Source organism: Streptosporangium sp. H16 (assembly GCF_051918855.1).
Taxonomy (GTDB): domain Bacteria; phylum Actinomycetota; class Actinomycetes; order Streptosporangiales; family Streptosporangiaceae; genus Streptosporangium.
Window position 1 is genome coordinate 41,576 of sequence record NZ_JBPXMD010000029.1, and the last position, 14,041, is coordinate 55,616.

The 14,041-nt window shown below is 73.2% G+C and carries 12 protein-coding genes; 9 read left to right on the forward strand and 3 right to left on the reverse strand.

Annotated features, from left to right (window positions below; genetic code table 11):
• The first annotated feature begins 25 nt into the window (after positions 1 to 25).
• Both ACTOQ2_RS34210 and ACTOQ2_RS34215 read left to right on the forward strand, forming a co-directional pair.
• Positions 26 to 925, forward strand: a complete 900-nt coding sequence (locus ACTOQ2_RS34210; protein ID WP_440104957.1) for an LLM class flavin-dependent oxidoreductase — start codon at positions 26 to 28, stop codon at positions 923 to 925.
• On the forward strand, positions 922 to 2,232 hold the full coding sequence (locus ACTOQ2_RS34215) for an FAD-binding oxidoreductase (protein ID WP_440104958.1): 1,311 nt from the start codon (positions 922 to 924) through the stop codon (positions 2,230 to 2,232). Before ACTOQ2_RS34210 ends, ACTOQ2_RS34215 begins: the two co-directional genes overlap by 4 nt.
• A gap of 214 nt (positions 2,233 to 2,446) precedes the next feature.
• Here the strand turns inward: ACTOQ2_RS34215 and ACTOQ2_RS34220 are convergent, their stop codons facing one another.
• Both ACTOQ2_RS34220 and ACTOQ2_RS34225 read right to left on the reverse strand, forming a co-directional pair.
• Entirely contained in the window at positions 2,447 to 3,346 is a 900-nt protein-coding gene (locus ACTOQ2_RS34220) for a MurR/RpiR family transcriptional regulator (RefSeq protein ID WP_440104959.1), read from the reverse strand.
• A gap of 27 nt (positions 3,347 to 3,373) precedes the next feature.
• Complete coding sequence (locus tag ACTOQ2_RS34225; RefSeq protein ID WP_440104960.1) at positions 3,374 to 4,879, reverse strand: glycoside hydrolase family 3 protein; 1,506 nt, start codon at positions 4,877 to 4,879, stop codon at positions 3,374 to 3,376.
• Between the two features lie 366 nt (positions 4,880 to 5,245).
• Between ACTOQ2_RS34225 and ACTOQ2_RS34230 the strand changes: the two genes are divergently transcribed.
• From ACTOQ2_RS34230 to ACTOQ2_RS34260, 7 genes are all read left to right on the forward strand, one after another.
• Positions 5,246 to 6,865 carry a glycoside hydrolase family 10 protein gene (locus tag ACTOQ2_RS34230; RefSeq protein ID WP_440104962.1) on the forward strand — a complete coding sequence of 540 codons (1,620 nt, stop codon included), beginning with the start codon at positions 5,246 to 5,248 and terminating at the stop codon, positions 6,863 to 6,865.
• A 40-nt stretch (positions 6,866 to 6,905) separates the two neighbouring features.
• The gene (locus ACTOQ2_RS34235; protein WP_440104964.1) at positions 6,906 to 8,054 is read left to right on the forward strand and encodes an anhydro-N-acetylmuramic acid kinase; all 1,149 of its coding nucleotides are present in this window, start codon (positions 6,906 to 6,908) and stop codon (positions 8,052 to 8,054) included.
• 304 nt (positions 8,055 to 8,358) lie between these two features.
• A complete protein-coding gene (locus ACTOQ2_RS34240; protein ID WP_440104966.1) occupies positions 8,359 to 8,721 on the forward strand; it encodes a gamma-glutamylcyclotransferase family protein in 363 nt (120 codons plus the stop codon).
• A 102-nt stretch (positions 8,722 to 8,823) separates the two neighbouring features.
• Positions 8,824 to 9,516 carry a mycothiol-dependent nitroreductase Rv2466c family protein gene (locus ACTOQ2_RS34245; RefSeq protein WP_440104968.1) on the forward strand — a complete coding sequence of 231 codons (693 nt, stop codon included), beginning with the start codon at positions 8,824 to 8,826 and terminating at the stop codon, positions 9,514 to 9,516.
• 357 nt (positions 9,517 to 9,873) lie between these two features.
• Positions 9,874 to 10,452 (forward strand): NADPH-dependent FMN reductase, encoded by a 579-nt coding sequence (locus ACTOQ2_RS34250; RefSeq protein WP_440104969.1) that lies wholly within the window; start codon positions 9,874 to 9,876, stop codon positions 10,450 to 10,452.
• Between the two features lie 187 nt (positions 10,453 to 10,639).
• Positions 10,640 to 11,185: a hypothetical protein gene (locus ACTOQ2_RS34255; protein ID WP_440104970.1), complete on the forward strand. Its 546-nt coding sequence runs from the start codon at positions 10,640 to 10,642 to the stop codon at positions 11,183 to 11,185.
• A gap of 23 nt (positions 11,186 to 11,208) precedes the next feature.
• Complete coding sequence (locus ACTOQ2_RS34260) at positions 11,209 to 12,084, forward strand: diacylglycerol/lipid kinase family protein (RefSeq protein WP_440104971.1); 876 nt, start codon at positions 11,209 to 11,211, stop codon at positions 12,082 to 12,084.
• Positions 12,085 to 12,180: 96 nt separating this feature from the next.
• On the opposite strand, the gene pgm is transcribed toward ACTOQ2_RS34260, so the two are convergent.
• Complete coding sequence (gene pgm, locus ACTOQ2_RS34265; RefSeq protein WP_440104972.1) at positions 12,181 to 13,818, reverse strand: phosphoglucomutase (alpha-D-glucose-1,6-bisphosphate-dependent); 1,638 nt, start codon at positions 13,816 to 13,818, stop codon at positions 12,181 to 12,183.
• Positions 13,819 to 14,041: the final 223 nt, after the last annotated feature.

Consider the following 14,041-nt stretch of genomic DNA (forward strand, 5'->3'; position numbering starts at 1 on the left):
GCGCGGGCATGTGGAGTATGAAGCCATGACTGATTACGGACACGCCTTAACCTTCGGACTCAGCCTCGATCCAGAAGCCGACCGGCTTGACGAGACCAGGCGGTTGGCCAAGGCCGCCGACGAGAAGGGGCTGGACTACCTGGCCGTCCAGGATCACGCCTACCAACCCGGGCACCTGGACACCTGGACCCTGATCACCCATATGGCCACGCGGACGAAGCGCATCTCGTTCCTCACCGATGTCGCGGATCTGCAGTTGCGCCCACCGGCCATGCTGGCCAAGGCGGCCGCCTCGCTCGCGGTGCTGGCCGGGGGACGGACCATCCTCGGCGTCGGTGGCGGGGCGTTCGCCGACGCCATCGCCGGCATGGGCGGTCGGCGCCGCGCCGGTGGCGAGATGGTCGCCTACACCGAGGAGTCCCTGCACGTGATGCGGGCCGCGCTGGGCGGCGGCGGCGTGCGGCTGCTCAGCGACCAGCATGCGATCGAGGGGTACGAGGCGGGCCCGGTGCCGACCCTCCCCATTCCGCTGTGGCTCGGCAGCCAGGGGCCCAAGATGCTCGGCGTGACCGGCCGCGCCGGTGACGGCTGGATCTCCCCACTCAACATCTACGTCACGCCGGCCCAGGTGCCCGCCAAGCAGAAGATCGTCGACGAGGCGGCTCTCATCGCGGGGCGCGACCCCGCCGACATCCGGAGGATCTACAACGTGATCGGCACGATCGGCGGCCTCCGTAGCGGGCCCGGACTGGTGGGGGATGTGCGCCTGTGGACGGACACGCTCACCGAATGGGCGGTCGAGCTGGGCTTCGACACGTTCATCTTCTGGCCGGTGGCCGAAACGCGGGCGCAGCTCGACGTGTTCGCCGCCGAGGTCGTCCCGGCCGTCCGTAAGGGCGTCGACCAGATTCGGGGGCAGCGATGACCGCCGAACTGTCTCCGCTCCCGGCCGCCCTCGAGGGCAAGCTCGTCGTCCCCGGAGACCGGCGGTACCCGCTGCTGCGCTCCACATACACGACCGTGGCCAACCCGGCCGGCGTGCTGCTTCCCGAGAACACCTCGGAGGTGGTCGCCGCGCTGGCGTTCGCCCGCGAGCAGGGCCTGCCGCTGTCCGTGCGAAGCGGCGGGCACGGCCTGTCCGGGCGTTCCTCCAACGACGGCGGCGTGGTCGTCGACCTGTCCGCGCTGAACCGCGTCGAGGTGCTCGACCGGGCGGCGCGGCTCGTCCGGGTCCAGGCGGGGGCCCGCTGGGCGCAGGTCGCCGAGGAGCTCGCGCCGTACGGGCTGGCGATCAGCTCCGGCGACTACGGAAACGTCGGCGTCGGCGGCCTGACCACCGGCGGCGGCATCGGCTGGCTGGTTCGCCAATACGGGCTGACCATCGACCACCTTCGCGCGGCGGAGGTCGTCCTGGCCGACGGCACCGTCGTGCGCGCCGACGCCGAACACGACCCGGACCTGCTGTGGGCCGTACGCGGCGCGGGCGCCGGGGTCGGCATCGTGACCGCCTTCGAGATCGAGGCGACCGAACTGCGCGACGTCGGGTACGCGCAGATCACCGTGCGGCTCGACCGGGACGGCCGCGTCCTGCGGCACTGGGCCGACTACCTGGCCGAAGCGCCGCGCGAGTTGTCCACCCTCGTCAACCTGCTGCCGGACGACCGCTCTCTGGTCGCGTCCATCACCGCCGTGGTCGCCGACGGGAGCGAGCGACGGCTGCGGAGGGCGGTCGAGCCGCTGCTCCGCATCGGCGCCACGCTTGACCAGCATGCGCAAATCGTCCCGTATTCTGCCCTGGTGCCGACGGCGCACCTGCACGCCAACGTCGGCCAGCAGCCCACCACGACCACCAACGGGCTGCTGACGGCCATGACCGACCAGGACGCCGCGACGATCGCGGCCGTCATGCGCGGCCCGCACCGGCCGATGATCCAGATGCGGTCCGTGGGCGGGGCGGTCAACGACGTGCCGCCGGACGCGACCGCTTACGCGCACCGGCGCCACGGCACGCTGGTGGTCGCCACGGTGTTTCCTCCGGGACGCGGCGCGGCACTGGACGCCGCCTGGCAGCCCCTGGCCGAACGGGTCGACGGGACGTACGTCAACTTCGAGGGCCGCCCGGACAAGAGCGCCTTCGAGCGGATCTACCCGGGCGCGACCGGCGACCGGGTCCGCCGGCTCTGGCACCGCTACGACCCGGACGGGATCTTCCGGACCCCGTGGCAGCTGTAAGGCGAAGACCTCGCCATACCTGCCGCAGAGGAGGAGGAGACAGGTGGCTGCCTCGGCCCGCCGATCCGAGCGGATCAGCGGGGTGAACGCCTCAGCGGCGAACGTCTCCAGCTGCCGCCGGATACGAGCAAGCTGTTCGGGGGCACGTCCGCATCGAACCATCACCCGGCTATCTCGACCGGTCGACAACAGGCTGACACCTGACAAAGCACTGCTAGGAGGGCCTGCTCCGGCGGCGGTAGTCGGTCCTGAAGCCGTCTATGGCGTCCCTGGTGGCCCGCAGCGCCGCGTCCGAGGTCTCGAAGGTGCGCTGGGCGACGCCGACGAAGATGCAGTCGACGATCAGGAGCTGGCTGATCCGGCTGGCCAGCGCCCCCGGGCGGAAGGCGGTCTCCCTGCCCGCCGAGACCAGGACGTGGTCGGCGAGCCCGGCCAGGGAGGAGCGGGGGTTGTTGGTGATGGCCACCGTGGTCGCGCCCGCCCGCCGCGCGACGCGCATCGGCGCCAGCACGTCAGGGGTCTCGCCGGTGCAGCTCACCGCCACCGCGACGTCGTCGTCGCGTACCAGCGCCGCGCTGGTCAGCGCGAGGTGCGCGTCGGTGTAGGCGTGACCGGGCAGGCCGATCCGCATCAGCTTCTGCACCATGTCGGCCGCCACCAGCCCGGAGGCGCCGACCCCGTAGACGTCGACCTTGCGCGCCCCGGCCACCGCCTCCACCACCATGCCCAGCCGCTCGGGGTTGAGCTGCGCCGCGGTGTCGGCCAGCGCCTCCGACTCGGCCCTGGCCACCTTCGCGATCACGTCGGTCAGCGGGTCGTCGGGGCCGAGGTCGCCGGGGACCAGCCGTTCCGGCTCGTTCCTGGCCACCGCCGCGGCCAGGGCGAAGCGCAGCTGGGAGTATCCGGCGAAGCCCAGGGCCCTGGCGGTGCGCACGATCGTGGCCTCGCTGGTACCGGAGGCCGCGCTGAACTCGGTGATGGTGCTGCGGGCCACCACCGCGGGGTCGTCGAGGATGAGACGGGCGATGGACTGGGCCGCGGGGGTGAGGGAGGGGAGGACGGCCCTCACCGTGGCCACCAGGTTCACGGGGGTGGGGCCGTCGAGGACGTTCATTAAGCGCCTTTCATGTCATAAAGCAGCCTATTGGTCGCCGGTCAACCAGCGGGCCACGGCGCGGGCCGAAGCCCGGGAGATGCCGTTCGTGGTCACGTACACGGCCCCCGAGGGTTCGCCGGGCATCCCGGTCTCGACCACCACGGTGTCGGGGCGCAGCGCGACGGCCCGCGCCAGCAGCTCGCCGACCCACGGATGGCGCCTGGCGTCGTGCACCACCATCACCAGCGGCCGGCTCCCGTCGCTCAGGTCGGGCAGCTCGGGCGCCTCCACGGTGACGACGTGGCCGACGGTGCCCGGCAGCACCTCGGTGAGGGCGCCGATGAGACCGGTGAGCATGCCCGGCTCGACCGCCTCGCTCAGCCGGGGGGCGATGTCGACGACCAGCGGCGGCCCGGAGAGCACGGCCGGGGCGTCCGTGGCGGTCACGCGGATGGCCGCCCGCGCGGTGCGCAGGCCGAGCTCCTCGCCCTCGTCCCCCGGGCCCCGGGCGGCGATCCCCGCCGCCCGCGCCTCCGCGGCGGCGCTCGCGGCGTACCAGCCGGACAGGGCGAGCACGCGGGAGGCGGCCTCGGCCAGCCGGTCCTCGGCCAGCCTGCCCTCCCGCACGGCGGCCACGATGGCGTCGCGCAGCTCGTGGACGTTCTCGCCCCCGGGGGAGGAGATGCCCGCGCAGATCGCGTCGGCCCCGGCCGCCAGGGCGCGGACCGCGATCTCCCCCGGCGGGTGGAGGGCCGCGACGGCGCGCATCTCGATGGCGTCGGTGACGATCATCCCGGTGAACCCCATCTCCTCGCGGAGCAGCCCGGTAGTGATCCGTCGGCTCAGCGTGGCGGGGTTCTCCGGGTCGAGGGCCGGGATCAGCAGGTGTCCGCACATGACGGCCCGTACCCCGGCGGCCACCGCCGTGCGGAAGGGCGGCAGGTCACGCTCGGCGAGGAGCCGCGGGGAGGCGTGCAGGGTCGGCAGGGCATGGTGGGAGTCGGTGTGGGTGTCGCCGTGGCCGGGGAAGTGCTTGGCGCAGGCGGCCACCCCGGCCCCCTGGAGCCCGGAGATCCAGGCGGCGGTGTGCCGGGAGACCAGCTCGGGATCGGCGCCGAAGGAGCGGACGCCGATCACCGGGTTGACCGGGTTGGCGTTGACGTCCGCCACCGGGGCGTAGTCGAGGGTGATGTCGGCCGAGGCCAGGAGGCGGCCGATCTCCTGGGCGACCAGCCGGGTCGCCTCGACGTCGTCGGCCACGCCCAGCGCCCGGTTGCCCGGCCACGAGCTGCCCCGCGCGGCCTGCAGGCGGGTGACGGATCCGCCCTCCTCGTCCACCGCGATCACCGCGGCGGGGTTCTCCGCGCGCAGCCGGGCGACCAGATCCGCGGTGTGGCCGAGGCCGTCGAGGTTGCGGGCGAACAGCACGGTCCCGCCGAGGCCCTCGTCGCCGAGCGCGCGGAGCAGCCATCCGGGCGGCTCGGTGCCGTCGAAACCCGGCTGGAGGACGGTCATGGCCAGCCGGGCCAGGTCGGGGCTGCGATGGGGCATGCGGTCACCTTCTCGATCGAGGCAGGCGTCTTCTGACAGGTCGGCGGGAGGAGGTGTCTCAAGGCAGATTACACATCAATGACAATTTTCTTCATTATCATTGCCTTCGAAGTAGCTTTCTGTCATTCTCGCGATCGAGAACCCGTGCCCTTGTGACCTTGTGATCCCGTGCCGGTCTCGCGATCATTTCCGCGTTCGTCCGCATGTCCGTCCGTACGTCCGCCGTCGTTCCCGCCTCGCGTCCGTCCTGCCCGTCCTCATGTTCGCCTTCGTGCCCGCCCCGGTGCCCGCCCTCGCGTCGGCCCGGCGGCGTCCGGACCGCGGTCCCCGGCCCGCCGCCTGGGGCCGAACACCCCTGGAGTCCGCATGAGCTCATCCAGCCGGCGAGCCGTCCTGCGCGGCCTCGCCCTCGCCGTCGCGGCGACCGCCGTGCCCCTGTCCGGCCGGGCCCCGGCCTCCGCCTCCGCCTCCTCCGGGATCTCGTACGGGACCGGCGCCGGGCGGGTGCCGCTGCGCCAGATGCGCGGCATGTGGATCGCCTCGGTCGCCAACATCAACTGGCCGTCGAGGACCGGGCTGAGCGCCGGGCAGCAGCGGGCCGAGTATCTCGGCTGGCTCGACCTGGCGCGGGCCCGAGGGCTCAACGCGGTGTTCGTGCAGATCCGGCCGACCGCCGACGCCTTCTGGCCCTCCCGGTACGAGCCCTGGTCGCAGTATCTGACCGGCGTGCAGGGACGTGACCCCGGCTACGACCCGCTGGCCTTCCTGGTGGCGGAGACGCACCGGCGGGGCCTCGCCTTCCACGCGTGGTTCAACCCCTACCGGGTGTCGATGCAGGCCGACCCGGCCCTGCTGCACCCCGACCACCCCGGCCGCAGGCACCCCGACTGGATCGTCCCCTACGGAGGCAAGCTCTACTACAACCCCGGCATGCCCGAGGTCCGCGCGTTCGTGCAGGACGCCATGATGGACGCGGTCACCAGGTACGACATCGACGGCCTGCACTTCGACGACTACTTCTACCCGGTCAACACCACCGCCTTCGACGACGCCGAGGCCTACGCCCGGTACGGTGCCGGCTTCCCCGACCTCGCGGCCTGGCGGCGCGAGAACGTCGACCTCCTCGTACGGGAGATGCAGCGGCGGGTGCGGCGGGTCAAGCCCGAGGTCGCCTGGGGCATCAGCCCTTCGGGCATCTGGCGCAACCGGGCCACCGACCCCCTGGGGTCGGAGACCAGCGGCGGCCAGTCCTACGACAACCTGCACGCCGACACGCGCGGCTGGGTCAAGAAGGGGTGGCTCGACTACATCGCGCCGCAGCTGTACTGGTACATCGGCCAGTCCAACGCCGACTACGCCAAGCTGGTCCCCTGGTGGTCCGACGTGGCGGCGGGCACGGGCACCCAGCTGTGGATCGGCCAGGCGGCCTACAAGGCCGGGGCGGCGGGCCAGCCCGCCGAGTGGTCGCGGCCCGACGAGCTCAGCAGGCACCTCACCCTCAACGAGGGCCACCCCGAGGTCGGCGGCGACATCTGGTACAACTCCGGTGACGTCCGCGACGACCGGATCGGCTCGATCAGCGCCGTGGTGACCGGCCACTACACCCGCCCCGCCCTGTCCCCGCTGCTGCCCAGGCTCGCCTCGGGCCGGGCCCCGGGCCGCCCGCTCGTCCCCCTGGCGCGCCGGGTGCCCGGTGGCGTCGAGCTGCGGATCCTGGCCACCGGCCGGCACGTCCCGTTCCAGTACGCGGTCTTCCGGCTCGACCGGCCGGCCGGGCCGGGGGACCTCGCCGACGCCCGGAACCTGATCGCGGTCCTCCCCGCCGCCCGCGACCTGCGCTGGACGGACCCGGCGGGCACCGGGGGCACTGCGGGCACTGCGGGCACTGCGGGTGCCGGGGGTGCCGGGGGTGCGTACTACCACGTGGTGGCCGTCGACCGGGCCGGCCGCCTGAGCCCGCCCAGCATCGGCCGCCGCGCGCGGTGACGGCCCGGCGGGATCCGGGGGATCGTGAGGGGGTGAAGGCATGCGCGTGCTGGGGTTGATGTCGGGAACGTCCCACGACGGGATCGACAGCGCGATCGTGGACTGGTCCCCGGACGGCGACGTGCTCACCGGTGCCGTCGAGCACACCGGCACGCGGCCGTACGAGGGACGGCTGCGCGAGCGCATCGCCGGCGCGCTGCCGCCCAATCCGGCCGACATGGCCGAGGTGTGCCGGCTCGACACCCTGATCGGCCAGGCCTTCGCCGACGCCGCCGAGGCGTGCGGGCCGGTGGATCTCATCTGCTCGCACGGGCAGACGATGTTCCACTGGGTGGAGGACGGCCGGGTGCGCGGCACGCTGCAGCTGGGCCAGCCCGCCTGGATCGCCGAGCGGACCGGCGTGCCGGTGGTCTCCGACCTGCGGGCCAGGGACGTGGCCGCCGGAGGGCAGGGCGCGCCGCTGGTCTCCTATTTCGACCTGCTGCTCCTGGACGGGCTGCCGGGGCCGAGCGGCGCGCTCAACCTCGGCGGGATCGCGAACCTGACCGTGCGGGACACCAGGACGGCCTACGACACCGGCCCGGCGTCGGCGCTGATGGACGCGGCGGTGTCGGCCGCCACGGGCGCGTCCTACGACGAGGACGGCCGCCTCGCCGCCTCGGGGCAGGTGCACGAGGGGTTGCTGGCGGACCTGCTGGCCGAGCCGTACTACCGGGCCCCGCCGCCGAAGAGCACCGGCAAGGAGCTGTTCAACCCCGGCTACCTGGACGGCAAGACGTCGCCGTACGGGCCGGACCTGCCCGACCTGCTGGCAACGCTGGCCGCGCTCACCGCGGAGACCGCCGCGGCGGAGATCCGGCGCCACCGCCTCGAGACGGTGGTCGTCTCCGGGGGAGGGGTGCGCAATCCGGTGCTGATGGCGATGCTGGCCGCGCGGTCCGGGGGTGCGCGCATCGTGCCGAGCGACGAGCTCGGCGTCCCCGCCGGCGCCAAGGAGGCGATCGCCTTCTCGCTCCTCGGCTGGCTGGCGGCGCACGGGCTGCCCGCGACGGTCCCCGGCTGCACGGGCGCGTCCGGCCCCCGCCTCCTCGGCGCGATCACTCCCGGCGCCGGGGCGCTGAGGTTGCCGGAACCCCTCGACGAGGGACCTCGCCGCCTGCGCCTCACCGCGGCGGGGGCGGCCGGATAGGTCGTGAAGGCGTCCCTCCGGTGGCTCGCCGCACCCGGGCCGGAAGGGGGAGGGGGGGAGGGGGCGGGCGTCGTGGCGGTTGAAAAGGGGCCCGCCACGACGCCCGTAAAACGCGGGATCCGCTCACCCGGCGTTCGCCTGCCGTCCGCCGCGCAGGGCCGGCACGTGTGAGGACGGGCGGGAGCTCACCGAAGGGCCTGTGCCTCGGACCGGCCGCCAGGGCGGTCTCCCCGCCGGGGGGCCGGGAACCGGCGCGTTCTAGACTTCGGTGAGGGAGTCCACGTCCGCGCGGGAGGGGTGTTCGTTGTCCGAGGACGGCCAGGTCGCACAGGGGCGCACGTACCTGTTCTCCTACGGGACCCTGCGGCAGCGCGACGTGCAGCTGTCCACCTTCGGCCGGGAACTGGACGGCAGGCCGGATCTGCTGCCCGGCCACACGCTGTCGACGGTGGCGATAACCGATCCGGACGTCGTCGCGGTCAGCGGCGCCGATCGCCATCCGATCGTGCGGGCCACCGGTGATCCCTCGGACGGGGTCGAGGGAACGGTGTTCGAGATCACCGGCGCGGAGCTGGCCGCCGCCGACGGCTACGAGGTGGCCGACTACAGCCGGGTGTCGGTGACGCTCGCCTCCGGCGTGCGCGCCTGGGTCTACATCGCCTCCTGAACCGGCGGGGGAACCGTGCCCCGGCCGGGTGGCCGCCCGGGCTTGACCTTGAGCGTGGTTGAGGTCGCATCCTGGGGGGACCCCCGAGGAAAGAGGACTCCCATGAGCGAGGATCTGGTCGACTTCTGGTTCGATCCCGGTTGCCCCTGGGCCTGGATCACCTCCCGCTGGATCCTGGAAGTGCGCGAGGTGCGTCCCATCACGGTCAACTGGCGGGAGATGAGCCTGGCGGTGCTCAACGAGAAGCAGGACCTGCCCGAGGAGTACCGCGAGATCGTCGAGATCGGCCGGGGCACCATGCGGGTGTTCGCGGCGGCGCGCGCGGCGGCCGGGGACGCCGCCGTCGGCGACCTCTACACCACGCTCGGCACCCGTTACCACGGCGAGGACGGCCTGTTCCAGCGGTCCCGCGACACGAAGCCGGACGGCGGTCTCGCGGGCCGGCGGGCCGTGATGGAGGCCCTGGAACCGGTGATCGCCGCCGCGCTCGCCGACGCCGGGCTGCCCGCCGGGCTGCTCGCCGCGAGGACCGACGGCGCCTGGGACGAGGCGATCCACGCCTCGCACGCCCTGGTGCCCGCGGGGAAGCGGAACCCGTCGCTGATCGGTGTCCCCACCATCTCGGTGAACGGGCACGCCGGGCAGTTCGGCCCGGTCATCAGCGAGATCCCGACCGGCGAGCGGGCCGGGCGGCTCTGGGACGCGTTCAAGGTGCTCGCCACCGAGGAGGCGTTCTTCGAGCTCAAGCGGGTCACCGACCGGGCGGTTCCCCGCACCTGGCCGCAGGCCCCATAACGCGGGACGAGGCCTCCCTGCCGGCGTCCTCGCCGCGCTTGACGGAGAAATAACCGCTTTTTTCGTGAACGATACGCTTGATCATGTTCGTCACCCCTCGCTGAGGGCAGGCCCCCGAGTGTGATGGAGCGTGAGGTTCGTCGGCACCGCCGTCGCGGTGCCGGCCAGCGGAAGCGTGATCGCCGTTCCGGGGTTCGTGAAAGGGGCGGCTCGACCGGTACCGCGAGCGGACCACTCTCTCCGCGTCACGGTGGCGTCGAGTAGCGGTTTTTGTCGGTGAGTTCGGGGGAGCGCCCCCGCCGGCGGCCGCGACCGCGTGACCGAAGGCGGGACCTCCCTCACTCGTAACGTCGCGGTATGGCGACAGAGATGGGGCCGGGAATGAGGATCGTTGGGATCGCGGGAAGCCTTCGCCCGGGGGCGTACGTCTGGAGGCTCCTGGAGGCGGCGGCACGGGAACTGCCCGCGACGGTGGACTTCGAGATCTGGCGGGGCCTGGACCAGGTGCCGTCCTTCGAGGACGGCGAGCTCCCGGGGCCGGTCGCCGATCTGTGGCACCGCCTCTCCACCGCGGACGGTGTGCTGATCACCGCGCCGGCGCACAGCGCGCTCCCGGCACAGCTGGGACACACGCTCGACTGGATCTCGTCCGCGCGCGGCGGCGCGGTCCTGGTGGGCAAGCCGGTGGGCGTGGTGACCGCCTGCCCGCGCGCCCACGAGGGGATGTGGACGCAGATCCAGCTGCGCAGGGCCCTCGGCGCGGCGGGGGCGGTGGTGTGCGGCGCGGAACTGGCCGTCTCCCCGGCCCCGGACCGGTTCGACGCCGCCGGCAGGCTCGCCGACCAGGACTCCCGGGGCCGGCTCCGCGACGTGCTGGACGAGATCTGTTCCCCGTCCCTCGCCGGGGCCGGTTCTCTCGGCAGGTCCGCCGTGTGAGGCCCGCCCGACCGCTCGCCGGGGCCCTCGGGCCCCGGTCCTCAGGATCCGCCGTACGGCGTCCGCGATCCCGCCGTACGGTCCCGATCCTCCGAGTGCCCCTCGACCCGCCGAGCGGTCCCCGCCGGGAGGCGACCGCCGCGTCGTGCGCCACGAAGGCGCGTAGGGATGAGGAAGGGAGGTTGCCGTGGGGAGATCCGGCCAGGAGGTGGCGCTGCGAGCCCTCGGCGCGGCGCTCGATGTGCACGCCCCGGCGGCCAGGCACGGCGTCAGGACGTTCCCCGAGGGCACGCCGTTCCTGTGGCTGACCGTTCCCGGCGCGGGAGGCGCCACCGTCTTCCTCGAGGAACGCCACTGGATCTGCCTGAGCGAGCCCGAGCGGGGCGGGGTGACCGTCCAGCTCGTCGCCGGCGGGGTCGACGACGACCCGGCCCTCGTCGTGGGCCGCCTCATGACCGTCATGACGCCGGTGCCGCGCCGCGCGGGAGGCCTGTCACGCGCGCTGAAGGTGGGCCTGCTCGGTCTCGCAGGGGGAGCGGGCGTGGGGCTGCTGGCCGCGCTGCTCATGGCCGTCCTCGTGGCCGGCAACGGCTACATCTCGGACACGACGATCGGCGCGGTGTACGTCCTGGCCGCGCTGATCGGCATCGGAACCGGGCTCTGGGTGTCGCTGCGCTGGTGGCGGATGGACAGGGAACCGCGTGATCGTGATTCCGGTGGGCAGGGACCGTAGGGACGACCACCTGGAGGAACGACATGGCCGAGTTGCTGGCGATCTACAACGAGAGCGCGGGGAGCGCCGACGACGAGGCCAGGGCCACCGCCCTCGAGACGCTGCGCGGCGGTGGCGCCGACGTGATCGAGGCGCCCGCCGGGGAGAAGGACCTGGACGAGATGCTCGACGCCTGTCCCGGCAGGGACGTGGTCGTGCTGGGCGGCGACGGCACGTTGCACGTGGTGGTCGCCACCCTGCACCGGCGCGGCGAGCTGGACGCCCGCACGGTGGGGCTCGTACCGCTGGGCACCGGCAACGACTTCGCCCGCGGCCTGGGCATCCCGCTGGAGCCGCCGGTCGCGGCCCGCGTCGTGCTCGCCGGACGGCCCCGGCCGCTCGACCTCCTGGTGGACGACGAGGGCGGGGTCATCGTCAACATGGTCCACCTCGGCATCGGTGCCGAGGCGTCCGAGGGCGCCACGCCGCTCAAGCCGGTCCTCGGGCGGCTCGCCTACGCGGTGGGAGCGCTGCTCGCGGGTGTGCGCAGCCCCGGCTGGCGGCTGCGCGTCACCGTGGACGGCCGCTCCGTCGGCGACGGGCGCCCGGCGCTCATGGTGGGGATCGGCAACGGCGTCACGATCGGCGGCGGCACCCCGCTGGCCCCCAGGGCCAGGCCCGACGACGGCATGGCCGACGTCGTCGTCTCGCTGATGACCGGTCCGCTGGACAGGCTCGTCTACGCCCTCCGGCTGCGCAGGGGAACCCACCTCGGCCTGCGCGACGTGATCACCACTCGCGGCGGGGAGGTGACCGTGGAGGGCGGCCCCGTCCCGGTGAACGCCGACGGCGAGCTGACCGGCCGGATCGCCCGGCGCCGCTGGACGGTCGTGCCCGCCGCCTGGCGCATGTTCACCTGAGGTCGCTCCCGCTCCGCCCGAGGCCGGTTCGCGAGAGCCCGGCCGCCCGGCGGGCGGCCACTTCGGGAGGTGCCCGCCGGTCGCGCGCCGTCGCCGTCAGCCCAGGGACGCCGAGACCAGGTCGCGCGCCTCCTGCTGCACCCGCGCCAGGTGCTCGGGGCCCTTGAAGGACTCGGCGTAGATCTTGTACACGTCCTCGGTGCCCGAGGGGCGGGCGGCGAACCAGGCGCTCTCGGTGGAGACCTTGAGCCCGCCGAGGGCGGCGCCGTTGCCGGGGGCCGAGGTGAGCACCTGGGTGATCTCCTCCCCGGCGAGGCTGCCGGCGGTGACCTGCTCGGCCGAGAGCCTGGCGAGCACCGCCTTCTCCTCCCGGGTCGCGGGGGCGTCGACGCGGGCGTAGGCGGGGTCGCCGAACCGGGCCACCAGGTCGCCGTAGTGCTCGCTCGGCGAACGGCCCGTGGTCGCGATGATCTCCGAGGCGAGCAGCGCCAGGATCAGGCCGTCCTTGTCGGTGGTCCACACCGAGCCGTCGCGCCGCAGGAACGACGCCCCGGCGCTCTCCTCGCCGCCGAAGCCCAGCGAGCCGTCCAGCAGGCCCGGCACGAACCACTTGAACCCGACGGGGACCTCCATCAGCCGCCTGCCCAGGTCGGCCGCCACCCGGTCGATCATGCCGCTGCTCACCAGCGTCTTGCCGATCCCGGCGGCGGCGGGCCAGCCGGGCCGGTGGGAGTAGAGGTAGGAGATCGCCACGGCGAGGTAGTGGTTGGGGTTCATCAGCCCTCCGTCGGGCGTGACGATGCCGTGCCGGTCGGCGTCGGCGTCGTTGCCCGTGGAGACGTCGAAGGCGTCGCGGCCCGCGATGAGCGAGGCCATCGCGTACGGCGACGAGCAGTCCATCCGGATCTTGCCGTCCCAGTCCAGCGTCATGAACCGCCACGTCGGATCGGTCAGCGGGTTGATCACCGTCAGGTCCAGCCGGTGCCGCTCGGCGATCTCCCCCCAGTACGCGACGCTCGCCCCGCCCAGCGGGTCGGCGCCGATGCGCACCCCCGCCTCCCGGACGGCGTCGAGGTCCAGCACCGAGGGCAGGTCGTCCACGTAGTGGCCGAGGAAGCCGTACCGGCCGGTCGTGTCGGCGGCCAGCGCCCTGGCGTACGGGATCCGCCTGACCTCCTTCAGGCCGTCGGCGATCAGCGCGTTGGCCCGGTCCTGGATCCACGAGGTGGCGTCGGTGTCGGCCGGGCCGCCGTGCGGCGGGTTGTACTTGAACCCGCCGTCGCCGGGCGGGTTGTGCGAGGGGGTCACCACCACGCCGTCGGCCCGTCCCGAGGAGCGCCCCCGGTTGTGGGCCAGGATCGCGTGGGAGACCGCGGGGGTCGGGGTGTAGCCGTCCCGGCTGTCGACCATGACCGTCACCCCGTTGGCCGCGAAGACCTCCAGCGCCGACACCTGTGCCGGTTCCGACAGCGCGTGGCTGTCGGCGCCCAGGAACAGCGGGCCGTCGATCCCCTGCGCCGCACGGTACTCCACGATGGCCTGGCTGGTCGCGAGGATGTGGTCCTCGTTGAACGCGACGTTCAGCGAGGAGCCCCGGTGTCCCGACGTCCCGAACGCCACCCGCTGGCCCACCTCGCCCGGGTCGGGATGCAGGGCGTAGTAGGAGGTCACCAGGCGGGCCACGTCGACAAGGTCGGACGGCCTGGCGGGCTGTCCCGCGTGTTCGTGCGTCATCGCAGTCTCCTCACATCACACCTGAGCTAACCGTATCTGCCCCTAAATCGGATAAGCCTGCACAACTCATGGAAGGCTTGTGGTGGACCGGTGACCCCGCACCCCCCGTATGCCGTTGACAACGTTGTCATAAACGTCATACCTTCACCCTGTTTGCCCGGATACTTGGGTATCGCACCCTTTGTGTCATTGACCAGCGGAGGATCTCCTTGCACAGCCGCGT